Consider the following 25756-nt stretch of genomic DNA (forward strand, 5'->3'; position numbering starts at 1 on the left):
GCTCATATACACAAGTAAAGGGAGTTGCCAAAAGCAACTCCCTAGTCTTATACGAGTAACAAGGTGTAAAGTTTCGTTATTTCGGTTCAATTAATCCATAGCGCCCGTCGTTGCGGCGGTACACCACGCTGACATCGTTGGTGTCGCTATTTTGGAAAACGAAGAAGCTGTGTCCCAGCATATCCATCTGCATGACGGCTTCCTGCGCATCCATCGGTTTTAAGTCGAAACGTTTTGTTCTGACAATATCGATATCAACATCTTCCTCATCGACATCTGGTATTATCACAGCTACGGATTGACTGTCGCGCTGGCCTACTTTCGCAGCGGAATCAACTCGCAGCTTGCGCATCAATTTCGTTTTGTGCTTGCGAACTTGACGCTCGAGCTTTTCTGCCACCAGATCAATAGCGGCATACATATCCTCGTGTGTTTCTTCTGCTCGGATAATGACCCCGGCAAGCGGGATAGTTACCTCGATCGTGCCTTCTCCGCGATGTACATGCATGGTAACTTGTACATCGGCAGGCGTTGTTTCGAAATATTTTTCGAGACGGCCGACTTTCTTTTCCACATACTCTCTCAGTGCTGCGGTGACTTGAATGTTTTCTCCACGAATGTTAAATTTCATGGTTCCAACCTCCTTCCGTCTATATATAGATATTCGGCACCCCTGTAAATAATCCTGCTCCAATCTCAAAAAAATCTTAGTGAAAATTTTACAATCCGGCAACAGTCGACAGAATTTTACCAATACTTACTAGATGCCCTATGCTATAATAGAAGGGTAATCACTCTATCCTATATATCGCGGTCGTCATCGCACTGGAGGAATCCTCATGGCAGAGGTGAAACCTTCTCATTCCATTATTGGCACAACGCTCGCGCAAGACGTCTACAATGAGTACGGCCTGCTTCTTTTGCCCGCCGGAGCTGTCCTTCACATGAGTGACATTCGCCTTTTGGAAGCGCATCAAATCCAGTCGGTGCATGTCGCTTCTGAACAGGAAACTCCTGAGGTGCCGTTGCCCATGCTGCATTGGAACGAGGCACAGGCTGCCCGTGAGTACATTGCAGCAGTCAAGCAAACCGAGCATTTATTCAAACAGATCGCTACAGGTTCTGTTCCTCCCTTGCAGCAGTTCAACAGCACGTTTTATCCGCTGCTGGATCAGGTTCTCCAGCAAATGGGCTTTCTTCGGTTCATCTACATCAAAGAAGGGACGGAAGACTACACGTACCGCCATTCTCTTCATGTAGGAATCGTGGCTGCCCTGATAGGAAAAATTTTAGGACGACCCCAGGAGGAAATCTATCGCCTGGGACAAGCAGGTCTTTTGCACGACGTCGGGAAAATGATGATCCCGGATGAGATTTTAGCCAAGCCAGACCGCTTGACCGATGAAGAGTATGAGATCATGAAACGCCACACCATCTACGGCAATGAGCTGCTCATGTCGATGGAAGACGCTGACGAATGGATTGCCAGATGCGCCTTGATGCACCACGAGCGTCTCGATGGCAGCGGCTATCCACTCGGCCGCAAAAAGAAAGACATCCCCTTTGAGTGCCAGATCATCAGCGTGGCAGACGTTTTTGATGCCATATGTACGGATCGCGTCTATCGTCGCGGCACCTCTCCTTTTCAGGCTGCCAACGTCCTGTGGGAACTGGCATGCCAGGGCAAGTTGAATCCGCTGATCGTCTCCCGCTTTATCCAGTACATCATTTTGCTGTATGTCGGCTCCCAGGCTTTGCTCAACAATGGCGACCACGTCGAAATCATCATGATTCATACGGATGAACCCATGCGTCCACTCGTTCGCAGAGGAGACGAATTTGTGGATTTGCGCGATTATCGGGAGCTATTCATTACGAGAATGATCAGCTGAACTACAGCTGCCTTACTAAAAATCCCCCTGAGCCGGTAGCGCGGCCAGGGGGATTTGCTGTCATCGATATGTTTTACAGTTTGACGACGTTCGCTGCCTGTGGCCCGCGGTCGCCCTCCACGATATCAAATTCCACAGCTTGTCCTTCTTCCAGTGTGCGAAATCCATCCGTTTGAATGGCCGAGAAGTGGACGAATACATCATCGCCATTTTCCCGCTCGATAAAACCGAATCCTTTTTCTGCGTTAAACCATTTAACTTTGCCTTGCATGAAACAGCACAACCCTTTCTTTTGTAAAAATTTGGATAAAGATCCTTTGTGTACAACCATAGTCTCCCCAATTCGAGGAAACGCATTCTTCTATCTCGTAGAATATTTTTTCTCCAAGCCGCGCACGACGACCCGTGACAAAAACAGTGTTAGCACCAGATAGACGGCTGCCTCCGTCAAGTAAGGAGGGTAACGCTCAAATGTGCTCTTCGCCACGTTCATGGCGGCGTAGTTCAACTCTGGGGTCGCAATTACCGCACAGAGGGACGAATCCTTCAAAAGGGCAATAAATTCGTTCCCGATCGCCGGCAGCATGCGCGTAAACGCCTGTGGCAATACAATCAGGCGCATCGCCAGCCCCTTTGTCATCCCCAGCGAGCGCGCCGCTTCCATCTGCCCTGGATCGATCGATTGAATCCCCGCCCGAAAAATCTCGGCGATGTACGCAGCAGCATTGAGCGACAACGCTACAAAACCGGAATAAATCGCTTCAGGACTGTTCTCTCCCGGAAAAAACACCGCCCATATCGACGGAATGACGGCGAAGTGGATTAGCAAAATTTGCACCAGCATCGGCGTTCCCCGAAACAACTCTACATAAATAGAGCATGTCCACCGCCAAAAGCGGTTGGCCGACATTTTACCCAAGCTGATAAACAGCCCGAGGAAAGTCCCGCAAACGGTAGCTACTGCCGTCAGTAAAATCGTATTGATAATGCCGCGGATAAACAGTTCCCTGTACTCATAGATGACGCTCCAGTCCAATGGCAAGTCCTCCCTTCCTGTGTGTCAGCACTGGAGTTCACAAACACCGGGCGCGTCCTCGCGGCGCACCCGGCTTGTTATCGCTGACTACTTGCTGCCGAAATACTGGGTATAAATTTCTTGGAGCTTGCCATTTTCCTTGATTTTCTTCAGACCGTCGTTGATTTTGTTCAGAGCGTCTGTGTTTCCTTTTTTGACCATGATGCCGTAAAATTCTTTTTCAAAAGAGTCGTCCTTGATCAGTTTGAATTTCTTGTCTTTGATTTTATTTACGTAATATTGCAGTACGCCATTATCACCTACAACTGCATCGACACGGCCATTGAAGAAGTCGTCCACAGACGAAGGCATGTCGTCATAGCCTTTCAAGCCTTCATACGTATCGCCAAACGCCTTTTTGACCACCTCTTCCCCTGTAGTGGCAGCTTGTACCCCGATCTTTTTGCCTTTCAGATCAGCCAGCTTGCTGACAGGGGAGTCTTCTGCGACCAAAATCAATTGATTCGCCTCGAAGTAAGAATCCGAGAAGTCGTATTTCTCCTTGCGCTTGTCCGTGATCGTGATGGACGATATCCCGATGTCCACCGTGCCTTTGTCCAGGCCGTCAAACAGCGGGTCCCAGCCTGTGTTTTTCCACTCGATCTTGAATCCTCCCGCTTCCGCAATCGCATTCATCACATCGATGTCATGCCCGCTGATCTTGTCAGCCTCAAGCATTTGGAATGGCGGGTAAGCCGCATCCGTTCCGACCACGTATACTTTGTCCTGGGAACCGCCACCGCTCGTACCGCTTCCCGAAGACTGCTGGCCTCCCGAACCACAGGCAGAGACCAAAAGCCCCACACCTGCTACCAGCACAAGAGACTTGAACCACTTTTTCCCGAAACCCATTCGAAATCCCCCTTGTTTCTCTCTGTATAGCATACTTTTCCCCAGCACTGTCCACATGGAAATCGTGTGTTTTTTGCGTTCTCCACAAAGTTATCCACATTATCCACATAGCGTTGTGCACAAGCTGGGTATAACTATTTTCCTGCTTGTTCTGCGGCCCTGGTACTATGGTTACGGAAGCGATAGGAGAGATAGAACCGGAGCTGGCAACAAATGGTCAAGACCGTTTGGTTGGCCGCAAAGCGACATATCCGCTTTCATGAAAACCGCCGAGACGTTTTTCACAAGAAAAAACAGGATTCGTATACACCGGATATACTTCTATCCTGTATATAAAAATCCTGCCTAAAAACATTAATTTATCAGAAAAATACGAATTATTCTTTTTCCGCCAAAATAATAATCTCCACTCGCCGGTTGCGCGCGCGGTTCTCATCGTTGGAATTATCCACGAGCGGCTTGTATTCTCCCAATCCCGCGACCGTAAAGCGCGATGCCGGCAAGGAATATGCATCAACCATTTCCCGCATTACTGCAATGGCGCGGGCAGAGGACAGCTCCCAGTTGGATTTGAATGAACTGCGCGAGATCGGCACATCGTCCGTGTAGCCCTCAATCCGCACTTTGTGCTCATAGCGCTGCAACACCTGGGCTACGGTGCCTACGACCTCTTTCCCCTGCTCCTGAAGATCAGCAGAGCCGCTGCCGAACAAAATTTTCTCCGGAAGCCGGATACGCAATCCCTCTTCGGTCTCCTCATAGTCCAGATTCAGTTCCGCCAGAGCAGAGGAGAGCTGGTTGTGCACCGTCTCCATATCGCGTTCACCCGAGTCTGGCATGCCAGCAGGCAACTTAGGCAAATTCGCCATTTCTTGCTCCTGCGAGCCTTTCTCGTCAATCGTGCCTGTGAGCACCTTCTTTTGCCCCTCCAGCTGATGAATCTCGCGCTCCAGCTCGAGCTTTTGCAAATTCAACAGATCAAGGCTTTGATGCACCTGCTTAAGATTGGCCTCGTGCTCCACCTGCTCCTTTTTGGCAGCCTCGCGCTCGGTCTGAATCCTGGTCAACTGCGTCGCTGCGATGATGATCACGATGACAAACAACAGCGTAATCAAGTCACTGTAGCTGATCAGCCAGCTTTTCTCCAGCTCCTTCTCGTCGTACAACCGATCGTCATGCATAGCGATCCTGCCTTTCAATCGTGCCCTTCATGCTGCCAGGCTCCTTGACGAGCACCAGCTTCTGGTCGCCAGGCAAAAACGAATTGAGCTTCTCAAACAACAGGCGCGGCGTCTCCATCCGCTGCAATCCAACACAGCCTTCGATGTAGAGCCGTTTTTCAAACATTTCCCGGTCATACAAGTCCATCATCCGGTAGTAACACGGCAGAGCGAACAAATTCGCAAGGAGCGCGCCATAGAGCGTGGCGACCACCGCTGCGCTCAGACTGTGCCCAGTGAGCGCCATGTCTTCGAGCGACTTCAATACCCCTGTCATCCCGAGCAGCGTCCCTACCAGCCCCATCCCTGGCGCCAGCAAACTGATCAGCCGGAAGAAGCCAGCTGCCTGCTGATAGCGATACTGCTCGCCCTTCAGCTCGTTTTCCAGAATCATTCGCAGCTCTTCTTCTGGCACACCCTCTACCGCCAGCAGGCTGCCGCGCTGCACGAACGAATCTTTCTCCTGGTGCAGCTCGCGTTCGAGCGCGATATATCCCTGTTCTTTTTGAACGAGCGCGTAATAGTAGAAGCGCTTGATCGTTTCCTCTACGTTGCTGTCCCTGCCGTGAATCAAAAGGCGGACGATTTTTTTTACATCAAGATGCTTGCGCTTGATCGCGTACGACACAACCACGGAGAGCGCGACCAGTTCAATCGCGGTCACGTTCAGCAAATCACCGAGGTTGCCGTTCAAGTAAACCGCGTGTATGAAAATGAGGAGGACGGCTCCGATCAAGACGAGTGAGCGGCGTTTTGTGGACAATGGTGTCACCTTCCTAGTTTTAAAACAGATCACTTTAAATTATAGCAGATAGAGAATGCTCAAAAGACAGACAAATGATTGTAATGAAAGTAACGTTAAAAAATGTCGATAATTAAAAGGTAAGGAAATTTTTGAAAAGAGGTGACCATCTGTGAATGCTATCCAACTGCAACAAGCAGTTAGCATTAGTGTAACCAAACAAGTACAAGAGACGATGCAAGCACAAGCTTCTATCATGCTGGAGGGATTGGCCCAGACCCAGAACAACGTTCAAGTGGCTCAGGCAAGTCATCCTACTCTTGGGAAAGCCATCGATATTCGCGTATAAGATTCGGAAAAGAAAAAGGCCGGTTACCCGGCCTTTTTTTATTTTTTTCGATCGAAAAAAGCCCCGTAACCGTTTGGACCTGCCTCGTTGTAAGAATTCATGGCGAGCTTGCTGCGGTGGAGGTTGTTTAACTGTTGTTGTACGCCTTGTTTACAACCTTCTATCAAAGGAATCAGCCGTTGATTTACTTCATAGATTTGAGTCAATTGAACGCGTTGAGCTTCTGTCAGCACTGATCCAGCACTGAATCTCTCCTGCATTTGATGGATTAACTCTTCACGCTCATCCAAAATTGCCAGCCAATCATCCGGATTCGACTCCTTTACTGCCACAGCTTGCTCCAGACGTTGTGTCGCTTCATGCAAGCTTTCCAAGAGAGTAGCCATCATCTCGTCCATCATGTGCACCTTATCCTTGTTTCTTGGCCAATTGCATGGCTTCTTTCCACGTATCACGGAATTGAACAAACAATTCTTCTACTTCACTTAGAATCGCTATATCTTTGCGCATGTTTGCTTGAATAGTACGTTGGAGCATATACTCGTAAAGTTTGACAAATTCTTTGGAAATAGAATAATCGTTGTTCAAGGTGGACATAAGCTCATACAAGATGTTTTGCACTTTCAGAGAGGCCTCATGAGCCTTGGTTACATTTTTTTCTTCGATGGCATTTTTGGCTTGTTTAATGAACTTAAGCGCACCGTTGTATAACATCAATGTCAAATCTGCAGGAGTAGCGGTCGTTACCTGATTGGATTGGTATGTCTGAGCAGCGTTCTGCAACATCTGCATCACTCCTTTTTAGCTCTTGCCTAGCATTTGGGCGAACCAAGAGCCTTGAGATTGGGCTTGGGACATCGCTTTTTCCATTGCTGAAAATTGTTTCCAGTAACGATCTTCGATAACTTTCAGCCGATCTTCCCAGCGAGAAATATCATCATCTGTTTGCTGGATTTTCTTGCTCAAAACGCTATTATCCGCGATTGTGCCTGCTGCACCAGCTTCTTTCGTAATTTTGTCCATGACTTGATTCAATTGACTATACAGACGTTCTGCTACGCCACTTTCATTGTATTTCTTTCCGAGATCGGTTTTCTCATCGCTATAATTGGTGAAAAGCTTCAGAACATCATCGCCATTATTTCGAATCGCTTCACGAAGTTTAGTCTCGTCGAGGTATAGCTTACCATTTTCCAAATAGGCATTTTTACCGCTAGGAGCACCTGTAATTCCAATTTCGGAAAGAGTATCGAATGCTTTATTGATACCTGTTGCTTGCAAAGGCGTGCTTATGGCGCGGCGCAGTTCGTTCAATCCGCTCGACAGAATAGGATCCCTTAACAAAATTCCGCTCTTGGCCATAGCCTCCAGTTTCTCTGCGGTTTTTTCCGGGAGTTCTTCTTTTTCTTCGTCAAGCAACGGTTGGTAGCCTTTATTTTTCGGTTCAGAGATTTTCTTGTTGATCGTTTCAATGACCGCATTATATTTATCGACAAAATCTTTTACCATGTTGTAAACGGCATCTTCGTCAGTCTTGGTGCTAACGACTACTGGACCACCTGCGCTTGCCTGTTTTAACGTGATCTCCATACCGTCAAAAGAAATCGTGTTTGTAGGTGAGGTATATTCTACCCCGTTAATTTTAAATTTTGCCTCTTCTCCTGCTGTTCCGGCAGTGGAAGTCTTAACAGCGGTATCGATATCTAAGTTGTTGCTGGCAGAAGCCTGTACCTGGAATGTTTTTCCGTCCTCTGAGGTCATTACTAACTTATTGTTAAATACACTAGCTTTTACACCAGCATTTGCACTGTTAATTTTGTTCACAATCGCCTCTAAAGAATCATTGGCTCCTGCAACTGAAATTGTCACTCCTGTAGCGTCCGATCCATTAATGCTACCATCACCGTTCGTATCCTTGCTAATGGTAAAAGTAAAATCGGATCCCCCAACAGCAGCCTTTGAATCAGTCACCGAGGTATTGAACTCAGCAGTAGGTGGAGTCCCTGCTTTCGCCAACTTGGTAACCTCAACAGTGTAAGATGACAAGGAAGGCTTGCCTACCACTTTGGCAGAGGCAATGCTTTCGTTCTCTGAAGCAGCTATCTTTTTGTTAAAACTACTCGCCATGCGAAGACCCTTAATCGTGTTTTGCAAGTCAACCAGAATACTGTTCATATCCCGGTAAGCGTCGCGTTTCCACTCAGTGCTATACTTGTTCCGCTGCAAGCGATTAACAGGTTCACGCTGTGCTTTCATCAGATCCTTGATAATTTTCTCCGTGTCCATTCCAGAAGCCATACCACTAATTCGAATACCCATCTTTATACCTCCTATCTCTTCTCGTCAACAAGCAGTCCGATCATTTCGTGCATTTTGGCAGCCATATCCATCATTTTCTTTGAAGGTATTTCTCGTATGACTTCATTCGTCTGATCGTTAATAATCTGTACATAATACTCGTTTAGTTCTTCATGGAGGGTAAATTTCACATGCGAGCTGGTAGTTTGCAGCCACTTGTTGATGCCCGCTAACTCCTGCTCAATTTCTCGCTTCGTTTCTACTCGCTCTTGAAGTGGTGCCTGCTTTTCCACTGGCGGATTTTGACTCTGGTTTAACTCTGTGAATGGCTTTGCTTTTCCATAATTGTGAATTGAACCGACATCCATTCCTGATCCTCCTCAAGAATCATTTCTTATGTTAGTTATCGGTTTTTTCACGATAAAGCTTTACTTTCTCTTCGTGCTTTCTACCCAGTACTATTGTTCAATTTCTCGACTAAAGACATTGTATGTACTGCATCATGGATAGACATACTTCCCTCGTAAGTAGCATCTGTTCGATTACTGCTCACGTTGGTAACAAAATACTTAAGTTGTGCAGCGAATCCCGGCTTCGCACCGACATCAGCCTCATCCGGAAGTAATCGATAAGGCTCGCGATTTCGAAAGAAAACAACCGCTTCCTCTAAGTTTGTAAATTGAATCTTACCGTCAGGGATGTAAAGCTCGTAATTCCAATTCCCCAATGCATGCCAATACGCCTGAAAAGTAATCGGTACATCTGTTTGTGATACAATCAGGGCTGCATATCGATGATTCAATGGCTCTGCCTTTAGCGGATTTTGAAACGTATTTACCGCTTTTGTCTCGCCACAATAGTATCGAATTAAGTCAATGCAATGGATACTGTTTCCGGTAAAGAGCATTTCTAATTTTTCCTCTGGATAATTCGCTTCTCGGAGAGTCCGGTACCGCTCAAATACGTCCATCCTCATCCCAAGCAGCCCTCCCATTTCATCAATTAGCAGCTTCGCTTGGCGAACCACGCTGTAAAATCGACGGTTAAAGGCTACCATCACACTGGTTTTAAACTGTCTGGACATCTCTGATAGATGATTGGCTTGCTGTTTCGTTAGTCCGGGCGGCTTCTCTAATAGCACTGGTATTCGGTATGGGATTAATTCAAGTGCAATATCATAGATTGCTGTAGCTGGAACCGCAACTACGATACCGTCCAACTTTTCAAAAGAAAGCATGTCAGAAATGCTCGTATACGTCCGAGGTATGTTTAAATCGCACCGCGCCCTTTGGTTACCAATCTCGGTACGATTTACCGCCGCTACAACTTGAATCTTCTCGTCATGGTTCTCGTTTAGCCAATTGATTGCTTGAATATAAGAAGGAGCAATCGTCCCCGTTCCAATTATGCCCAGAGAAATCATCGAATCGCTCCTTTACGTAAATTTGAATAATCGATTTATGCACTCCTCATCCGCAATCGGTAAGGCAATTTGTTTATTACCCTTTTCATGGGACAGATGAATCCCGATCACAGCTTCTAGAGCCTTGACCGCATACTCGGGGTCAGCAGGTGCCTCATCCTGAAATACAGCTTGCAGCAGATCATGACTTAAAGCGTGAATATCGAGTTCCAATTTCTCTTTTTCAACTCGCCGCAATGGTGTTCCATAACGAGTCACTGGCAGTGCCCAATCGTCCTCGTTTCTTGTTTCAATCAAATAGAAGCGCTCTATTTCGTTGATCGTAACACGCCCGCATTTCCCATTAATAACCATCAACGGAGGAATCCCCAAATCTTCTGCCATCTCAAAAAACATGCGTGCGCCCGCTTCAAAATGGACAATCGCATATCCACCTGGGTCTTTAAAATTAGCCCCTCTCGGGTTCGCTATATTTTCATCATTCAGGAATCCGCAAACTTGTACTACATTTTGCTCCAGCAAATAACCAGCAAGATCGATAAAATGGGTACCGTTGCACCCCATTTGTCCGCCGCCCATTGAAAACATGATACTTTCCACTGAACCGATAATTCCGCTGCGCAGCTTTTCCCGTAACGATACATAATCCTTTGACCATCGTCGCCCATGATTGACAGCCAGGGTAATGCCTTCTGCGCGGGCAATTTCAACCATTTCCCTAGCTTGGGCAATAGAAGTTGCGATCGGTTTTTCGCAGATGATACGTTTCACGCCATGCTTTACCGCATCCAGATAGATGGGGTAGTGGCTGGGGCCGTTCGTTGCAATGATCAGAACGTCAAGTTGCTCATGTTGAAGCATGTCCGCATGAGATGAATAGGCGACGACCTCATGCTTCAATTGCCGCTCTTTCACTTGCTGAATTGCTTCTTGCCTCAAGTCCACTACTGCCAGTTTAATCTGTTCCATTTTTTTCATCACTTCTACGTACCTAAGCCCCATCGGACCAAGTCCAACAATCCCAATTGTTTTCATCACTTCATTTGCTCCTTGATCGTTTCAACAAGCTCAGGTAAAACAGGATGCTGAATTTTATTTTGTCGAACGAATTTGATATATTCAGTGGTTTTCCCAAAGTCGTTCATTTGATACGAAAGAGCAATCAGGTTGTACAAGTTGTCGCCGTAATAAGGGTATGCCTCGAATGATTGGGAAAAATGCATATAACTCCTATGCATATCCTCTTCAAAGCATCGACACCCCAATACGTTCTCATAAAAGGCTCGTGTAATCTGGAGGAGATGCCGACTTACAAGCTCATTTCCTCTTTTATTCAAATGATGGTCATCCGGCAACAAATACGTATGCGGATGATAAGCATCAACATGTGATTCCATATCAATGAAAAATACTTGGTGACGGTTTGCACCACTTTTCAAAACTTGGTTGTATGCAGATATTTGATGCAAGATTCCGGGATAGCGTTGCTCCATCTTCATTGAAGTTTTGCAAATTCCCAAAACAACCAGTTTCGTCTGAGGACGCATCTCAGCAAGGTAGAGAATCTCTCTGTAGAATCTCTCAAAGTCGCCAATCTCAACAAGCTGTTTCCCGCCCAAATTTTCTCGAAACCAACAGTCGACAATCCCTACTTGAAGGACAATTACGTCTGGTTGAAAGAAGAACAAATGGTTTGCAAATTGTTCGTGAATATCCTTGATGGTAGAGAAGCGTTGAGCACGATTCGTTACGCTTATGTCCGCTTCAGGATAGTTGGAACGCAACTCTTTCTCTAAAAGATACCCGTACGTCTCGTTAAAATGAACGGCCAACTCTTTATCAACAACTGGATCAAAGTTGTTAATTCGGTGAGGGCGCGGCAAAGCAAGGGAATCACCCAAAATAAGTATGTTCATGAAATCCACCCTATGTCGATTTTTCCATTACCAGGCTGACAAACCACCGTCAATTACAAATTGCTGACCCGTTACGTAACTCGATGCATCAGAAGCCAAGTACACCATTACCCCTACAATCTCATCTGGTCTTCCCATTCTGCCTAACGGAACACGATTAGAGTATTTCTCAATAAAGACTTCATTTTGGCCGCTTTGAATTCCACCAGGAATCAGAGTATTGACACGAATTTCCTGCGGAGCCCAATAGCTAGCCAAATATTTAGTCAGTCCGACGACTGATGCCTTAGAAGCCGAATAAACGGCAGGGGTGTTAATCTGCCGCCCTAAATAATGGGACCCTTCATAAATTCTATTATCCGGAGCTACGATCCCGTAGATCGATGCCGTTTGAATAATAGATCCCCCTTTTCCCTGCTGTACCATTTGCTTCCCTACTGATTGAGCAACCAAAAACATGCCATCGATATTGACGGACATAATTTCACGCCATTGATCCATAGAATACTCTTCGAACGGCGAGAAAAATGCATCTAAATCTTTGGACTTGCTTGCAGCATTGTTGTGAAGAACATGAATCTCCCCCAACGTTTTGACAACTTCATTTACCATTTCTTTCACAGATGTTGGCGAGGAGACATCACATGCTACCCCCAAACACTTGACACCAAAGGACTCTGAAAGCTCTTTGGAAAACTCTTCTGCTTCCTGTTGATTTAAATCAATAACAGCAACATTGGCACCGAATTCAGCAAGTCCCTGACAAATTTGCTTGCCGAGTATCCCAAGTCCCCCCGTTACAATAGCGGTCTTTCCTTCTAAGCTAAACATATTTTTATACAAATAAGGTTTCATATTTCTCCCTCTTTTCGCTCATTAAAAACTCGACAAATTTAAAATCAATTTCCGAATCAATATCGATCGAGCGATCCTCAGGCATTACATACAGCAACGTCTTTTCATTAAAGAGAGTTTTCTGAGCGAAAAATTCTTCGCGCTTCCACACATAAATAGAAGCATTCATATCAAAACACTTTGGAGAATCCTGTCTTCTAACAACCTGTCGCTCCAATGGCTTCGACAAGCGGACAATATTATTCGAGTCGAGTTCAACCAAGTTAAAATATGGAGACCTTCTGGCAGGGGCACCCGTTATCAAGTTAGCTCCATCTTGTTCTTCCAGAATCCGAATAGCCTCTTGAATGTCCTCTACATATCTCAATGGAGAAGTCGCATCCATATCGACAACAATATCAAAAGTCGTTTTCATCTGTTGCTCCACGGTTGTTACACAATGCTGGATAGCCGGTAATTTCGCTGACTCATCAGTTGCCATCTCGCTGGGACGTTCAATCAGTATGTCTGCACCATACTTTCTGGCTGCCTCCAGTATTTCGCTAGAATCACTGCTGACCGCTACACATTCAAACATTCCAGAAGCCTTCGCCTGCTTAATGCTAAACGCAATGAGAGGATGACCTAGCAAGGGGCGTATATTTTTATTTTTCACCCCTTTTGATCCTCCTCTGGCACAAATGGTACATAACCTCTTCATCTTGTGACCCAACTCCGTTTCTCATTTGCCTCTTCTGCTGCTTTTATCATGCTCATTACTTGCATAGCTTCATCAGATCGGCAAATGTCATGATCCACTCCACTCAAAGCAGCTCTGTGTTGCTCGATATACGTAAAATCACGTGATACGTTAAAATCCGTGTGTTCCTCGTTTACTGTTATCGTACTTTGAATCATGTCCAGCTTTATGGTGCCGTGGTCTGTATTCACTATTACAAAACGTTTCGCAACTCGATCTAAATAATTCACACTGATGGTTACAGCAGGGCAAAGCTTTGTTCTCATCAATAGCGTGTACACATCGTCGCTGCTTATCTCGAGTTCACTGAACTTCCCGCCTACCGCAGTCAGGCTTTCCCAACCTCCTAGTAACCAATTCGTATAATCAAGTTCATGGCTCAAATCTCGTAAAACACCGCCCCCCTTTTCTTTGCTCGCAGAGTAAGACTCTCTATAATCAGCCTGAGGGCGCCACTGCGGAAGATACTGACCTGTATATACATGAAAAGATAAAACTGTTTTATTGGCTAATAGCGACCGTAATTTTTGAATACCTGGATGAAAGCGAAGATTATAGCCCACATATAATTTTTGAAAAGAGTTGTTGGGCATGTTACATTCATGATCAAATATCGGCTTTTCTATAAGGACTTTCCCTTTAAATCCGTTCGCATTTAATTCTGAGATGGTGGCTAAATGTTCGGATGTTCTGTTAGCTACAATGACATAGTCAGGCTCTTCTCTTATTAACGCTTCCGAAATAGAAGGATAATAACAATCCCATTCAATTTCACGACGACTCACAACAGCTACTTTACAACCAAGACTGGTTAGCACTCTCGCATGCCGCATCCCGATAGACCCGAAGCCAATAACAAGTGCCTTCAACTGAATACCTCCATGTATTCCCTATTCGCTTTCTCAAAGTCTGTGATTCGCCCAATGTCCAACCAATACTCTCGAATCGGGAACGCAATCGTATCTTTTGCTTCTTTCAATAGCTTGTCGAACAGGCTTGGCATATCCAGATATGTGTTATGCGGGATATATTCAAGTACACTTGGATTCAACACATAGATTCCAGCATTCACAAAAAAGCGCTGTATTGGCTTCTCTTCAATGCTTGTCAACCGCTGCTTGTCCAGTCTGACTACCCCGTACGGAATCTGATGATCGTACTCACGAACACACATAGTTGCATGAGCCTGATAGTTCTTATGAAAGTCAAGCAATTGTTCAAAATGTACCTTCGTCAATAAATCGCCATTCATGACGAAAAATGGATCAGTCGGTCTTGCCGGCAACAAGCTCAGTGCTCCTGCCGTCCCTAAAGATTGCTGTTCTTCAATATAGCGAATCGTCACACCCCATCGCTCACCTGATCCAAAATGTTTCTGGATCATCTCTGCTTTATACTTCACTGAGATATAAAATTTATAGAAGCCTTGGTCTACAAAGCTTTGCAAGATCGTTTCTAATATTGGTTTGTCCCCCACCTTTAAAAGCGGTTTAGGGCAATCATGCGTGAGGGGATGTAACCGGGTTCCCAAACCCCCGGCCATTAATACGACCCAGTTTTCCTTCTTCTTCGGCCTAAGCAGTTCATCTAAAATTTCCACATGAACAATCCGACCATCCTCGTCAACAACCGGGATCTGGTGGAGCTGTTTAATTTTCATCAAAGCCAGCACATTATCCCTAGTATCGTAGGGAGAGGCCACAGTAGGGAACGAGTTCATTACTAAAGAAATATGATCGGTCAAAGCTCGTCCCTTTAACAAGCCTCTACGTATATCACCATCGGTTACAGTACCCAGCAAGCGATCTTCTTCATCCACTACAAGTGCAATTTGCCGTGCATTTTTATCTATAATTTCCAACGTATTAATGATAGGAGTTTGAGGAGATACTAGCAGATCTCTCCAGTTCACTATTCCTCACACCTTTCTAGCTGCAAGTCCCAATTATTTTAGCAGGTACTCCCACTACCTTCGTCTGTTCCGGGACATCCCTTATCACTACGGTCCCAGCTCCGATGATGCTCGACGTTCCTACTACGATGCCCTGAATAATGACAGCGCCCGTGCCTATATGAGAACTCGCATGAATTGTTATGCCTCCAGACAATGTAGCCCCAGGTGCAATATGAACGTGCTCTCCTATGATACAATCATGATCTACTGAAGCACGTGTGTTGACGATGGTATTGCATCCCAACTTGGTACCCGCTTGGATAACTGCCCCCGCCATAATTTGCACGCCTTCCCCTACAATTGCATTAGGAGAGATGATTGCACTTGGATGAATTGCATTGATAAACGAATACCCTTTTTCCTTAAAAGAAAGGTAGAGTCGCATTCTGCCCGAATTATCGCCTATGGAACCAAGGCCGTTGGCTAACAAAATCTTGTCCGCTGAGTAGGTCTCCACAACAGAATCATCGCCCAAGTAGTGAATACCCCAAAGCTTTCCTTTATTCGTTACATCTGTGTATCCAACAATTTGATAGCCCTGAAGCATCAACACCTCGGCGACAATTCTGGCATGATCACCTCCACCAAGAATTAGCACACTTTTCATAGTTCAATCACTTCATCAGGCTGATAATCTTTCATTGCTGGCTTTCCAATCAGTTCCCAAAAATGCATTGGCGTAATTCCATTCCCCGGCCGTTTGGCAGTAATATTTTCGCTGGTTAACAGCTCTCCCTTTTTAATACTGTGCGCGGCTACCAAGCTTTTGCGTGCAACATGCTTGTTTTTTAGTTCCGACAATGTCGGCATTTTCACGTTGGTTCCCAACGCCAACTCGATCTGCCTGATGGATTCTATCATTTGTTTCAACTCTTGCGGCTCAAGAGAAGCTTTATGGTCCGGGCCAGGCAAATTTCTGTCCAGAGTAAAGTGTTTTTCAATAATAACGGCACCACGCGCAACGGCTGCGATGGGAACAGCAATACCTTCTGTATGATCAGAGAATCCAACAGGGAGACCAAATGCTGTAGACAACGTATCCATTGCCCTCAAGTTGACTTCCCTAAAAGGGGCTGGATATTCCGTTGTGCAATGAAGCAATGACACTTTCTGTTGTAACGCTCGTTGTCCTTCAGCACTCGCGAACGCTCTCTGAAAGGCTGAAATGGATGAACTCTGATCCGAATGCACATATCCAAACGCAAGGACACCGAGTGCATCCTCAATTTCCCCCAAGGTAGACATTCCTGTGGAAAGAATAATCGGCAAGCCTGTCATCGCAGCTTTCAACAAAAGTGGAGCATTTGTAATTTCCCCAGAAGGCAGCTTGAGTTGATCCACGCGGATTTGCTCGGCCAATAAATCCACACTTTCAAGGTCAAATGGTGTAGACAAAAATTTAATGTTCAATTCTTTGCAGTATGCCACTAACTCCTCGTGCATGTCTGCCGTCATTTCAAGCTTTTCGACCATGTTAAGCTGGGACTCTTGCTCATCAGTCGTCTTCTTTTGATAATCGGCTTTTTCAGCATGTTTGCTGATAATATTTTTCGCCTTAAACGTCTGAAACTTCACTGCATCAGCCCCTGCTACTGCCGCTTGATGCACAAGTTCTTTTGCCATTTTCAAGGAACCATTGTGATTGACGCCTGCTTCAGCAATGATAAAGGTTTTTCTTCTCACAAAATCACCTTCTTTTTACAATATCTCTTTTAAGAGCATGAATGCTTCCGCAGCTTCAACACCAGCAGCCGATCCGCGGACATATGCGAGAGAACGAATAGTTTGTTCACTTCTTGGAAACGGAAAAGTACCCACTTCGCTTTCAAACATACGCATTACTTCTAGTTTTTTTTCTAAGTGGTCGGTAATATCCACAAAAACATTTGGTCGAAACCCGTTCGTATCCGGGTTCAAACCGAATTCCGTTTCAGATAAGGTTTCGTAAGCCAACACTCTTTTTACAAAGGAGTAGCGAAACCATTTAGTACATGAGACGGCAGCATCGAAGACATATTTATGATCGGTGTGGACATCTCCTGGATATGGAATATAGAGCACTTCTGGTTGAATGGCAAGAATAGCTGCACCCATTCTCTCCACAATCAGGCTCATCCCTACTTCATCCAGTTTCGTAGTTGGTAACTTTAGCTTATGTGTACTTGTGAAATTGTACTTCGTGGCAACCGCTTCTATTTCTCGCTCTCTAACCGCAATTTTCTCAGCGGAAAATCCTTGCTCTTCCCTCATCTCCGTAACAATTATCCAATGAACCTGATCGCCCTGTTCACCGTGTTTATAAATCGTCCCCCCACAACCCAATGTCTCATCATCGGGATGCGGAGCAATAAAAAGTACATTTCTGCTCATTAGTATGTAATGTCCTTTACTAAAAGATTGTCATCAATAGGAATATCAGCCAGCACATTTGCTATTTTCTGTGAAGAAAATCCATCGCCATAAGGATTGACACAATTCTTTACCTGTTCTCGATAATTCCTATCTGAGATAGCCTTGATAACAGCCGAACATATTTGCGGAACGGAGTGCGGAACAAATTGAACATTTTCTGCATGTAATCGGCCCTTCTGCCTGTTTCCTATATTAATTACAGGCAGATGCAATAAAGGAGCTTCAAGAATTCCAGCGCTAGAATTGCCAATCATGCAGCTCGCCTCTCTCATGATATTAACAAATTCCAGTCTGGGAATGTTTTTTGCCATATAAAGATACGGAAGATCTTGATATTCTTGTATAGCTTTAATTAATTGCTGGCTACCTGCATCTGAGTTCGGGTAACTTAGAATCGTTTTGATTCCCAGTTCCTTAACCGCTTCCATCGTCTGCTTCATCTGAAAGTAGGCTTCGTTAATTTCTGTCGAGATAATATGCTGAATCAGCAAAAGGAGTGGCTCGTTTTCTTCGATTGTAAAACCCAGTCTTGTAGATAATTCTTTTCTGGAAAGAACTGGTGTCTGTCGAATACGATCCAATCCTGGATTACCTGTATTGTAAACGCGGAAAGATTGTTCCCCCATTTTAAGCAACCGGGTAGCACTCTCTTCGTTTGTAACAAAATGCAAATGAGCTAGCTTGGAAACTGCATGCCTAACCTGATCATCTACGTTACCCACTACGCGGTCTCCTCCAGCAACATGAGCAACAGGAATGTTCATGTATGCTCCCACCAGAGCAGTCGTCATTGATTCTTCACGGTCTCCCAATACTAGTAAAAAATCTGGTTTTATCCGATTTACTGCCTGTACCAGACCTTGCAACTGTATAGCCAAGCCTTTTACTCGCGCAGAAGCCTGGTCACCATTTATCAAACTCTCGATTTCCTCTGCAATAAAAAAGCCGTCTTGTTTGATTTCGTTAACAGTAAGTCCATAAGCATCACTTAAATGGGCTCCAGTCACAATCAATTCCAGTTCCAAGTTAGGATGGGATTCAATCGCACAGTAGACAGAAGACATGATGTCATATTCAGAACGAATTCCGGTCACACCTAGCACTTTCCGCTTTTTCATCTTGACGCTCTCTCCCTTTGCAAACAATGGGTTAAAACAAACTGATATCCAATTCCTTTGGCGAACTGTTCGTCTACCTCTCTATCACCGAAAAAAACTACCTGTCTTGGATTCTTCACATCATGTAAAAGCTTTATTTTGTTTACTATGAGGGGAGATGGCTTCCCATATGCACTTCCATAAAGACCTGTAAAACCAACATTTTCTTCTTCAAACCACTTTGTTAACCCAAGTGCGTGGAATTTGGACCTCTGTAATGGAACCCTACCATCCGTTATAAGAAACATACCGTATTTTTGGTGAAAGTGCTGAAGCAAGTAAGTAACTCTATGTGTCAATGCCAATTTTGGCGAATAATTTCTGAATATATGCAAGCATTCCTCAATGATAGCTGCTTTTTCGCTCTCACTTAATTCACCATTCGAGAGGATTTCGTCAAAAATTCGATTGTACGAGCTTCCTTTCTCCAGCCATCTTTCTAGTAGACTTTGATAGACATCAGTAGCAGGCGAACTGACAAATGGGGCTATCAAGCTGGCAATAGGCTCATACACCTGCCTGATAAACTCCAGTTCATCATATAAGGTCCCATCCATATCAAATCCGACGTATTTCACAATATCCCAATCAATTGTTGGAAACAAAGACTTCAGCATAATACCTCTTCATTTTCAATCCATATTGGATAGGCTTAGGAGTGATTCGTTTTCCATAAATAAAATGATCTACCATCAACGAGATCCAATTTTCTGTGGCCGCAAAACCTAGAGCCATGCCGCCCGCAATTCGAGGATTAATTTCAATAAATTGAATCTCACCATTTTCTTGCAAAAAACATTGCATATTAACCGGCCCGGCAAAAGGGATAGCCCTGCATATTTTTTGCACCCATTCTTCGATCAAGGGTTGCTTCTCTACAATTCCTCCAGTAGACTTCCCTTGAATAACCCCTTCTCTGCGACGTGGTACAATGTATACTGGATGTGACTCTTTATCACAAAAAACATCTACGGTATATTCAATTCCACTTGCAAGCTCTTGTGAAATCATCCCGTCCATTTCCACACTGGATTTTTCCACTCGTACTCCAACTGCCCCGCGACCATTCCTTGGTTTTACCAACGGGAATATTTGCTCAAGGCTCGTAGCAGGAGTCGGTATTCCTTCACGAACAAAAAATTGATAAGTTTGCCACTTATCCTGAAAAGTACGTACCGTTTCTACAGGAGACAAAATTATATCAATACCTAGTTGGGACATTTGCTGTTGGCGCTCTGCCCAGCCACTCAATGTTTCATCTAGCGAGGGAATAACCGCATTCACTTTATGATCTATCAGTTTTTCCACCGTTTGTTCCCAAAGATCAGGGGCATTCTTAGATGGCATCCGAATGAAATCTGTTGCGAGGTATCGCCCGACACAATCCGGGTCGATATCAGATGCAATTGCCGCATGACCAGCTTGTCGAATGGCACGAATGATGTAGGCGGCTGACATGCTCCCGGATGCTTCAGTCAAAATCCTTAGCATAGCGAGTCTCCCCCTATCTTTTTATCTACTACAAGACTATATACGAGATATTTGGCTCAAACGGAAAGCGATTGACTTGTGTTTTTCTAAGGTCCAATGTTTCTAGTAATGCTTGTGTCTCCCCAGGCCACCATGGGTTGTGAATTTCGTCAAAAGCCAAAATTGCTCCTTTTGGCATCCGATGGAGAAAATGATCTAATGCTACTTTTGTCGGCTCATACAGATCAAAATCCAAAAATAACAAGCTTACCAATAAATGTGGATTTTCTTTTATATATTGCGGAATAGTATGAGTCGCATCGCCTTTTACCAATTCCACTTTAGAAAATTGATTCAAGAATCGGTTTTGATCATATTCTTGAATCACATCTGTCAATTCCTGAAAAGAATCGTAACCTGTAGCAAAACCACCTACACGCATTTGACTATTCTCGTTACTAATACTTCCTTGATCGCTCTCATGAATAGAAGGAAATCCTTCAAATGTATCAAATCCAATAACTCTTCGATCAAAAGCATACGGTTCAAGACCCGAAGACAGTTTTGCCCATGCCATTACGCCACCGCCATGATGCAACTATGCTTCCCTTTATATTGGCTTGTAGTTTAAACAACTCATATCTAGCTAAAAATCTAGTCATCGTTTGTCGCCGAATATATTTCTCAAAATTATCAAGTCTATTCTGTAGAGAACCATATCCTTTTTCAAAAACAGTCGACACTCTGATTCCTCCTTTATAAGGATATCAACCCAGGACTACTTGGAATATTGATCAATTTCCGTTCAATGACTGTCGCTGTGTCGATTTTCATACTCGGGCATCCCTCGAAAATTTGCAGTGTATGTAACAGCTTCCACACAGGCCTTGTCATAATGCCCTCTGAATTAGTTAACTCCAGTATCTCATCGCGAAGCTCCACGTTATCCTGATCCAGCAACAATGCATTGAGCCAAAAATTACTCGAAACGTTTTCTTGCTCCTCCCAAAATGAAATCCCAGCCAATTGGCTAAAAGCATCTCGATATAAATTGGCCAGCTTTCTTTTTCTGCTCAGGAAGTCTGGTAACTGTTCCAGTTGTGCGCATCCCAGAGCTGCGTTTATGTTGGGCAAGCGGTAGTTATAACCGACTTGATCATGCTCGAATTCCCATTTGTGCATTTTTTTGGCCGTGGTGGTCAAATGCTTCGCCAATTTCCCTAATGACTCATCATTGGTTAAAATTGCGCCACCGCCACCTGTTGTAATAACTTTATTCCCGTTAAAACTGAGTGCCGAAACACGTCCCCAGTTCCCGGTATGCTTTCCCTTGTAATAAGATCCTAGTGATTCAGCCGCATCTTCTATCAATTCCAGCCGGAACCGCTCGCATACGCTCACAATCGCGTCTAGGTCCACAGGATGTCCAAAAGTATGCATCGGCACTAACGCTTTAATTCGCCTTCCGGTAATTCGGTTGTAGCAACCATCGCCGCGGACTTCTGCAATTTCCTGCAAATAGCCTTCAAGCTTGTGAGGATCAACTCCCAATGTCTTTTCACATGCATCAACAAAATGAGGAATCGCTCCGCAGTAAACAACTGCGTTTGCCGTTGCAATAAAAGTCAGCGTTGGAATCAACACCTCGTCCCCTTGCTCGACCCCCACCAGCTTCAAGCAAATATGCAAAGCAGCTGTGCCATTTACCACGGCAACAGCACGCTTCACACCTGTATATTCGGCAAGCATTTCCTCAAAACGATCTACATATTTGCCAACAGACGACACCCAGCCAGTATCCAGGCAGTCTTTTACGTACTTCCATTCATTCCCTTGGAAACTAGGTTCATGAAGAGCAACAAATGCTTTATCGGTATCGGCTACTGCTTTTATAGTGGATACTACCGCTTCAACTGAAAATGGTCGCATCATACGTTATATATACCTGCCTTATACTGCGATAGATTCGCTGGATTCGTAAACCACTCGATCGTTTCCTGCAATCCGCGTTTCAACCCGTTTTTGTCCCCATATGCCGGTTCCCATCCCAACAATTGCTTGGCCTTTGTATTATCCGCCCACAAACGCTCAACTTCACTTTTTTCTGGACGAATCCGTTTATCATCTGTTTGGATGTCAATCGATTGCCCCATCAATTCAGCAATGATCTCTGCTGTCTCTCCGATGGATACTTCGTAGTTGCTACCTATATTAATTACCTCTCCTACGGATTGACTCGACTGTGCTATCGCTATAAAGCCACTTACTGTGTCCTGTACATAATTAAAATCACGAGTCGGATGAATGGAGCCCAGACGAATAACGTTTTGCCCACTCGCGATTTGCGTGATAATGGTAGGAATCACAGCGCGAGCGGACTGTCGAGGGCCATAGGTGTTAAAAGGACGAATAATAGCGACAGGTAAATCAAACGAGTTATAGAATGACATTGCCATTTGATCAGCACCAATTTTGCTTGCCGAGTAAGGCGATTGGCCTTGTAACGGATGCTCTTCAGTAATAGGTACAAACTTTGCTGTCCCATAAACTTCACTGGTAGAGGTATGTACAATCTTTTCCACGCTACATTCACGAGCAGCCTGCAGAATATTCAGCGTCCCTTTAATGTTCGTATCCACATAAGTATCGGGTGAATGGTAGGAATATGGAATGGCAATAAGAGCCGCCAAATGCATGACGACGTGACAGTCCTGCATCGCTTTTTTTACTCCATGCGGATCTCGAATATCCCCAGCAAAAACATCCAATTCGCTCAGGATTTCTCTTGGGGAATGATCCAGCCATCCCCATGAGTTAAACGAGTTATAATTCACAAAAGCCTTTACATCTACTCCATCTCGCACTAATTTCTCCGTCAAATGGGAGCCGATAAAACCATCCGCTCCAGTAACAAGCACTTTTTTTCCACTGAGGTTCATCTCAGCGCCTCCAGTCTATACTACGATTGGTTCCCCCAGTATTTTCTCGTGAATATCTTCCAAGATCTTTTTGACAAGCACAGAATCACTTTTGCAAGAACTCAAATAGTTACCGAATTGATCAACCACACGACGTGATTTTGTTTTTGGATCAGGCTCTGGCCGTATATCATCAAACATTTTTAGTACCAACTGAAACTCCATATGATTCATCGGTTGAACGATTCGCATATTAAGTTTATTCGCCTGGAGTCGATCAAACAATTTATCAAATTTGGTAAGGCAAACTTCCAACTTCTTGTTATTTTGACTCTCAATAAATCGATCCATATCCTCCAGCAGTTCAGCAAATCGTCGAATGATTTTGCCAAGTTCGTCGCAGGAAGAAAGCAACTCTCGAATCACCTTTTTAAAATACTCCAAGTCGTAGCGATAACCATCTTGTTGGGAGATTACTTCCAGCCAATCTGTCTTTACTACATGCGGGATCGTTAGTTGTTCTGCAATCAACTGTTCCATAGGAAGGAAGACGGTACCCTCTATATGTGCGCCGCCTTTGGTTGTGTTTATAATATCTGTTCTTGCAATCTTTTGAATGAGGGCTTCCATTTCCTCTCTCATTTCAACATGACCCCGACCGCTTAATGTGACATTGCCGTGTACATCTTTTACCTCAACCGCATATTCTTTTTTCTTATCTCCCAAATCAGTACCTGTATATTCGACACCCTGGGCGTATACCTGGCCGCCGCGATAGGCAAGGTTTTGTCCTGTGAAAATGATAGGGGAGAAGCCCAATTGGTCCAGAATCTGCAAAGTTAAGGTAGCAATGCTGCCGAACCTGTCAATATAGTGGAATGGACGATTATCTTCATCCTTCAAAAACAGATCGATGATATAATCATCACGCACCAAAAAATTGCTCATTTTCCCTGGATAATTTTGTACTGTTTCAAATCCCATCGTACTACCAAAAATCAAAGGAACACTGTCAATCTCGTTTTCGAGTACCTTTCGGAAAACTTTCGTGTTCATCGCGCTACCATCGTATGCGAAAGCGGCATCTGGCACTATTCCAGCATTCAGCAATTGGTTGATAGATGATCCAACAGCAAAAATGTATGCTAAACCATTTTCCTTGATATAACGCAGGTTTTCGAATTCGTCGTTGAGCGATGGTCCCGCCCCAACAATGATCGCTGGCTTCCCTTTGAAGTACCCGTTATGTGCAGCAAGGATATTGGGTGTCTTGACGATGGCGGGCAAATTAAACAACCCATTAATTGCCATTCTTTTCGCAAAAACTTTTCCGGTAATAATCCGTTCATGCGCAGCATATACAACATCGCGAAACATTTTGATGAAAGTTTGCGTCTGTTCAGAAAAGATCCGTTTATAACTTGGTAAAATAACGAGATAAATTTCGTCTTCCAAAAGATTAGTCAGTTCTATTAAATATTTTCTGCAATCGTCTGGATTTTCCTCAACCATCAAGTTTTTCAACCTTTTGACAGGAATCCATTCATCAATTTTTTTACGCTCGATCAGATGCTGAAAAATAGCCATATTCGGCTCATAAATGGAAAAGGGCGTATTGGGAAATTTTTTAATGAACGCATCAATATGATAACCAAATCCCGCACCATAAAATAATACATGCCGATCCTGGATCTCTTCCAACGAATCGATAAAACGCTCGGCTTCCTTTTCCGGATTATACTTGCTGTGAACGTAATTCCATCCAGACTCCATAAGAATGGATACTGTCCAACCTTGCATCTGAGTTGGTTCCAATTTCACCTGATCTTTTATTTCAAGCTTCGGGTTTCGACACTTCGCCCAGATTTCTGGATAGTGCTTTTTTAAAGAGTTCACATTATCAATTAGCACCATTCCCATTCACCTCTTGAGAGCCAATATCCTCCAGCGCTTCTTGGATAGCTTGATAGCGAGGGATAATCTCATATTCAATCATGTCGCCAAGCAAACCAGTATCCTGTTGAATTACTGCCGTATTGATGGTTTCCATTTCGCTAGTGAAAGTAAAGAGCGTTTCATACTCTGGATAAAATGGAGTGGTATTTTGGATCCACATCAGTCCTTCTACAAGCTTGCCCAAATCCTCCCACGTTTCAGAAGTGACATTCTCTGTCTGAAAGTGGTAAGCCAACCCATTGAGATACTCTATCGAACGGCTCGTATAATCCTTTATCGATAATAACGTTTCCTTCGCCAACTCTTCTTCTGTCATTAAAATTGGTTCAATCGTTTCAATCGTTTCAATCGATTCGGCGATTTCTTCCTCAAAATCTTTGTATACCTCTCTGCCATCGATTCGCACTCCGCAAAACGTCATTGTTTTTTCTGCCATCGTTGCTTTTATAATAGAAAAAATGTATTCGATAACGTTTTCTTGTGTCCGATCAACATGGTACTCTTGGCCAGCTACTAGTATCTTCATGA

At 44.4% G+C, this 25756-nt stretch carries 30 protein-coding genes; 2 read left to right on the forward strand and 28 right to left on the reverse strand.

All coding sequences use genetic code 11. The features are described from left to right. Positions 1–76 precede the first annotated feature (76 nt). The gene (hpf, locus tag M2298_RS13810; protein WP_122966087.1) at positions 77–631 is read right to left on the reverse strand and encodes a ribosome hibernation-promoting factor, HPF/YfiA family; all 555 of its coding nucleotides are present in this window, start codon (positions 629–631) and stop codon (positions 77–79) included. Between the two features lie 208 nt (positions 632–839). Here hpf and M2298_RS13815 point away from each other — a divergent pair, with 208 nt between their 5' ends. Further along, positions 840–1892, forward strand: coding sequence for an HD-GYP domain-containing protein (locus M2298_RS13815; RefSeq protein WP_280648632.1), 1053 nt, complete (start codon positions 840–842; stop codon positions 1890–1892). A gap of 73 nt (positions 1893–1965) precedes the next feature. Here M2298_RS13815 and M2298_RS13820 read toward each other — a convergent pair whose 3' ends face one another. The 5 genes from M2298_RS13820 to M2298_RS13840 all read right to left on the reverse strand — a co-directional run bounded on the left by M2298_RS13820 (position 1966) and on the right by M2298_RS13840 (position 5802). Beyond that, complete coding sequence (locus M2298_RS13820) at positions 1966–2163, reverse strand: cold shock domain-containing protein (RefSeq protein WP_063229318.1); 198 nt, start codon at positions 2161–2163, stop codon at positions 1966–1968. 90 nt (positions 2164–2253) lie between these two features. Further along, a complete protein-coding gene (locus M2298_RS13825; RefSeq protein WP_173596424.1) occupies positions 2254–2928 on the reverse strand; it encodes an amino acid ABC transporter permease in 675 nt (224 codons plus the stop codon). Between the two features lie 87 nt (positions 2929–3015). Beyond that, on the reverse strand, positions 3016–3819 hold the full coding sequence (locus tag M2298_RS13830) for a basic amino acid ABC transporter substrate-binding protein (protein WP_063229276.1): 804 nt from the start codon (positions 3817–3819) through the stop codon (positions 3016–3018). A 377-nt stretch (positions 3820–4196) separates the two neighbouring features. Then, positions 4197–5000, reverse strand: a complete 804-nt coding sequence (locus tag M2298_RS13835; protein ID WP_217022141.1) for an OmpA family protein — start codon at positions 4998–5000, stop codon at positions 4197–4199. Continuing rightward, the gene (locus M2298_RS13840) at positions 4993–5802 is read right to left on the reverse strand and encodes a motility protein A (RefSeq protein ID WP_122966083.1); all 810 of its coding nucleotides are present in this window, start codon (positions 5800–5802) and stop codon (positions 4993–4995) included. The genes M2298_RS13835 and M2298_RS13840 overlap by 8 nt, the downstream gene beginning before the upstream one ends. A 151-nt stretch (positions 5803–5953) precedes the next feature. Here M2298_RS13840 and M2298_RS13845 point away from each other — a divergent pair, with 151 nt between their 5' ends. Next, complete coding sequence (locus M2298_RS13845; protein ID WP_173596422.1) at positions 5954–6130, forward strand: putative motility protein; 177 nt, start codon at positions 5954–5956, stop codon at positions 6128–6130. Between the two features lie 38 nt (positions 6131–6168). On the opposite strand, the gene fliT is transcribed toward M2298_RS13845, so the two are convergent. The 22 genes from fliT to M2298_RS13955 all read right to left on the reverse strand — a co-directional run bounded on the left by fliT (position 6169) and on the right by M2298_RS13955 (position 25754). Next, positions 6169–6531 carry a flagellar protein FliT gene (fliT, locus tag M2298_RS13850; RefSeq protein WP_254456801.1) on the reverse strand — a complete coding sequence of 121 codons (363 nt, stop codon included), beginning with the start codon at positions 6529–6531 and terminating at the stop codon, positions 6169–6171. A gap of 7 nt (positions 6532–6538) precedes the next feature. Continuing rightward, positions 6539–6916: a flagellar export chaperone FliS gene (gene fliS / locus M2298_RS13855; protein ID WP_173596421.1), complete on the reverse strand. Its 378-nt coding sequence runs from the start codon at positions 6914–6916 to the stop codon at positions 6539–6541. 15 nt (positions 6917–6931) lie between these two features. Then, complete coding sequence (fliD, locus tag M2298_RS13860; protein WP_173596420.1) at positions 6932–8449, reverse strand: flagellar filament capping protein FliD; 1518 nt, start codon at positions 8447–8449, stop codon at positions 6932–6934. Positions 8450–8460: 11 nt separating this feature from the next. Next, positions 8461–8796 (reverse strand): flagellar protein FlaG, encoded by a 336-nt coding sequence (gene flaG, locus M2298_RS13865; RefSeq protein WP_173596419.1) that lies wholly within the window; start codon positions 8794–8796, stop codon positions 8461–8463. 80 nt (positions 8797–8876) lie between these two features. Then, on the reverse strand, positions 8877–9851 hold the full coding sequence (locus M2298_RS13870) for a Gfo/Idh/MocA family protein (RefSeq protein ID WP_173596418.1): 975 nt from the start codon (positions 9849–9851) through the stop codon (positions 8877–8879). A gap of 12 nt (positions 9852–9863) precedes the next feature. Next, positions 9864–10886, reverse strand: coding sequence for a Gfo/Idh/MocA family oxidoreductase (locus M2298_RS13875; RefSeq protein WP_242775242.1), 1023 nt, complete (start codon positions 10884–10886; stop codon positions 9864–9866). Next, the gene (locus M2298_RS13880) at positions 10886–11767 is read right to left on the reverse strand and encodes an SGNH/GDSL hydrolase family protein (protein ID WP_173596416.1); all 882 of its coding nucleotides are present in this window, start codon (positions 11765–11767) and stop codon (positions 10886–10888) included. Before M2298_RS13880 ends, M2298_RS13875 begins: the two co-directional genes overlap by 1 nt. A gap of 27 nt (positions 11768–11794) precedes the next feature. Beyond that, positions 11795–12622, reverse strand: a complete 828-nt coding sequence (locus M2298_RS13885; protein ID WP_173596415.1) for an SDR family oxidoreductase — start codon at positions 12620–12622, stop codon at positions 11795–11797. Beyond that, a complete protein-coding gene (locus M2298_RS13890; protein ID WP_280648683.1) occupies positions 12603–13322 on the reverse strand; it encodes an acylneuraminate cytidylyltransferase family protein in 720 nt (239 codons plus the stop codon). The genes M2298_RS13885 and M2298_RS13890 overlap by 20 nt, the downstream gene beginning before the upstream one ends. Continuing rightward, positions 13319–14230: a Gfo/Idh/MocA family protein gene (locus tag M2298_RS13895; protein ID WP_173596413.1), complete on the reverse strand. Its 912-nt coding sequence runs from the start codon at positions 14228–14230 to the stop codon at positions 13319–13321. The genes M2298_RS13890 and M2298_RS13895 overlap by 4 nt, the downstream gene beginning before the upstream one ends. Further along, entirely contained in the window at positions 14227–15276 is a 1050-nt protein-coding gene (locus tag M2298_RS13900) for a nucleotidyltransferase family protein (protein WP_173596457.1), read from the reverse strand. Before M2298_RS13900 ends, M2298_RS13895 begins: the two co-directional genes overlap by 4 nt. A 13-nt stretch (positions 15277–15289) precedes the next feature. Next, complete coding sequence (locus tag M2298_RS13905; protein WP_173596412.1) at positions 15290–15922, reverse strand: acetyltransferase; 633 nt, start codon at positions 15920–15922, stop codon at positions 15290–15292. After that, positions 15919–16998, reverse strand: coding sequence for an N-acetylneuraminate synthase (gene neuB / locus M2298_RS13910; RefSeq protein WP_173596411.1), 1080 nt, complete (start codon positions 16996–16998; stop codon positions 15919–15921). The genes M2298_RS13905 and neuB overlap by 4 nt, the downstream gene beginning before the upstream one ends. Positions 16999–17013: 15 nt before the next feature. Further along, the gene (locus M2298_RS13915) at positions 17014–17685 is read right to left on the reverse strand and encodes a PIG-L deacetylase family protein (RefSeq protein WP_173596410.1); all 672 of its coding nucleotides are present in this window, start codon (positions 17683–17685) and stop codon (positions 17014–17016) included. Continuing rightward, positions 17685–18845 carry a UDP-N-acetylglucosamine 2-epimerase gene (gene neuC, locus M2298_RS13920; RefSeq protein ID WP_173596409.1) on the reverse strand — a complete coding sequence of 387 codons (1161 nt, stop codon included), beginning with the start codon at positions 18843–18845 and terminating at the stop codon, positions 17685–17687. The genes M2298_RS13915 and neuC overlap by 1 nt, the downstream gene beginning before the upstream one ends. Then, positions 18842–19501, reverse strand: a complete 660-nt coding sequence (locus tag M2298_RS13925; protein WP_173596408.1) for an HAD family hydrolase — start codon at positions 19499–19501, stop codon at positions 18842–18844. Before M2298_RS13925 ends, neuC begins: the two co-directional genes overlap by 4 nt. Continuing rightward, complete coding sequence (locus M2298_RS13930; RefSeq protein WP_173596407.1) at positions 19473–20375, reverse strand: ATP-grasp domain-containing protein; 903 nt, start codon at positions 20373–20375, stop codon at positions 19473–19475. The genes M2298_RS13925 and M2298_RS13930 overlap by 29 nt, the downstream gene beginning before the upstream one ends. A gap of 28 nt (positions 20376–20403) precedes the next feature. Next, positions 20404–20931 carry a TylF/MycF family methyltransferase gene (locus tag M2298_RS13935; protein ID WP_217365012.1) on the reverse strand — a complete coding sequence of 176 codons (528 nt, stop codon included), beginning with the start codon at positions 20929–20931 and terminating at the stop codon, positions 20404–20406. Between the two features lie 179 nt (positions 20932–21110). Continuing rightward, positions 21111–22286, reverse strand: coding sequence for a LegC family aminotransferase (locus M2298_RS13940; RefSeq protein ID WP_173596406.1), 1176 nt, complete (start codon positions 22284–22286; stop codon positions 21111–21113). Next, on the reverse strand, positions 22283–23293 hold the full coding sequence (locus M2298_RS13945; RefSeq protein WP_173596405.1) for an NAD-dependent 4,6-dehydratase LegB: 1011 nt from the start codon (positions 23291–23293) through the stop codon (positions 22283–22285). Before M2298_RS13945 ends, M2298_RS13940 begins: the two co-directional genes overlap by 4 nt. A 15-nt stretch (positions 23294–23308) precedes the next feature. Then, complete coding sequence (locus tag M2298_RS13950; RefSeq protein ID WP_280648633.1) at positions 23309–25186, reverse strand: motility associated factor glycosyltransferase family protein; 1878 nt, start codon at positions 25184–25186, stop codon at positions 23309–23311. Then, a complete protein-coding gene (locus M2298_RS13955; RefSeq protein ID WP_173596403.1) occupies positions 25173–25754 on the reverse strand; it encodes a hypothetical protein in 582 nt (193 codons plus the stop codon). Before M2298_RS13955 ends, M2298_RS13950 begins: the two co-directional genes overlap by 14 nt. Positions 25755–25756 lie beyond the last annotated feature (2 nt).

The sequence above is a fragment of the Brevibacillus sp. 1238 genome, from assembly GCF_029892995.1.
Lineage (GTDB): Bacteria > Bacillota > Bacilli > Brevibacillales > Brevibacillaceae > Brevibacillus > Brevibacillus parabrevis.

Bases quoted from the DNA above. Each gene is read 5' to 3' on its own strand.
- hpf (WP_122966087.1), bottom strand. From the start codon at position 631: ATGAAATTTAACATTCGTGGAGAAAACATTCAAGTCACCGCAGCACTG.
- M2298_RS13815 (WP_280648632.1), top strand. From the start codon at position 840: ATGGCAGAGGTGAAACCTTCTCATTCCATTATTGGCACAACGCTCGCG.
- M2298_RS13820 (WP_063229318.1), bottom strand. From the start codon at position 2,163: ATGCAAGGCAAAGTTAAATGGTTTAACGCAGAAAAAGGATTCGGTTTT.
- M2298_RS13830 (WP_063229276.1), bottom strand. From the start codon at position 3,819: ATGGGTTTCGGGAAAAAGTGGTTCAAGTCTCTTGTGCTGGTAGCAGGT.
- M2298_RS13835 (WP_217022141.1), bottom strand. From the start codon at position 5,000: ATGCATGACGATCGGTTGTACGACGAGAAGGAGCTGGAGAAAAGCTGG.
- fliT (WP_254456801.1), bottom strand. From the start codon at position 6,531: ATGATGGACGAGATGATGGCTACTCTCTTGGAAAGCTTGCATGAAGCG.
- fliS (WP_173596421.1), bottom strand. From the start codon at position 6,916: ATGTTGCAGAACGCTGCTCAGACATACCAATCCAATCAGGTAACGACC.
- fliD (WP_173596420.1), bottom strand. From the start codon at position 8,449: ATGGGTATTCGAATTAGTGGTATGGCTTCTGGAATGGACACGGAGAAA.
- flaG (WP_173596419.1), bottom strand. From the start codon at position 8,796: ATGGATGTCGGTTCAATTCACAATTATGGAAAAGCAAAGCCATTCACA.
- M2298_RS13870 (WP_173596418.1), bottom strand. From the start codon at position 9,851: ATGATTTCTCTGGGCATAATTGGAACGGGGACGATTGCTCCTTCTTAT.
- M2298_RS13875 (WP_242775242.1), bottom strand. From the start codon at position 10,886: ATGAAAACAATTGGGATTGTTGGACTTGGTCCGATGGGGCTTAGGTAC.
- M2298_RS13880 (WP_173596416.1), bottom strand. From the start codon at position 11,767: ATGAACATACTTATTTTGGGTGATTCCCTTGCTTTGCCGCGCCCTCAC.
- M2298_RS13885 (WP_173596415.1), bottom strand. From the start codon at position 12,622: ATGAAACCTTATTTGTATAAAAATATGTTTAGCTTAGAAGGAAAGACC.
- M2298_RS13890 (WP_280648683.1), bottom strand. From the start codon at position 13,322: ATGAAGAGGTTATGTACCATTTGTGCCAGAGGAGGATCAAAAGGGGTG.
- M2298_RS13905 (WP_173596412.1), bottom strand. From the start codon at position 15,922: ATGAAAAGTGTGCTAATTCTTGGTGGAGGTGATCATGCCAGAATTGTC.
- M2298_RS13915 (WP_173596410.1), bottom strand. From the start codon at position 17,685: ATGAGCAGAAATGTACTTTTTATTGCTCCGCATCCCGATGATGAGACA.
- neuC (WP_173596409.1), bottom strand. From the start codon at position 18,845: ATGAAAAAGCGGAAAGTGCTAGGTGTGACCGGAATTCGTTCTGAATAT.
- M2298_RS13925 (WP_173596408.1), bottom strand. From the start codon at position 19,501: ATGCTGAAGTCTTTGTTTCCAACAATTGATTGGGATATTGTGAAATAC.
- M2298_RS13930 (WP_173596407.1), bottom strand. From the start codon at position 20,375: ATGCTAAGGATTTTGACTGAAGCATCCGGGAGCATGTCAGCCGCCTAC.
- M2298_RS13935 (WP_217365012.1), bottom strand. From the start codon at position 20,931: ATGGCATGGGCAAAACTGTCTTCGGGTCTTGAACCGTATGCTTTTGAT.
- M2298_RS13940 (WP_173596406.1), bottom strand. From the start codon at position 22,286: ATGATGCGACCATTTTCAGTTGAAGCGGTAGTATCCACTATAAAAGCA.
- M2298_RS13945 (WP_173596405.1), bottom strand. From the start codon at position 23,293: ATGAACCTCAGTGGAAAAAAAGTGCTTGTTACTGGAGCGGATGGTTTT.
- M2298_RS13950 (WP_280648633.1), bottom strand. From the start codon at position 25,186: ATGGTGCTAATTGATAATGTGAACTCTTTAAAAAAGCACTATCCAGAA.
- M2298_RS13955 (WP_173596403.1), bottom strand. From the start codon at position 25,754: ATGAAGATACTAGTAGCTGGCCAAGAGTACCATGTTGATCGGACACAA.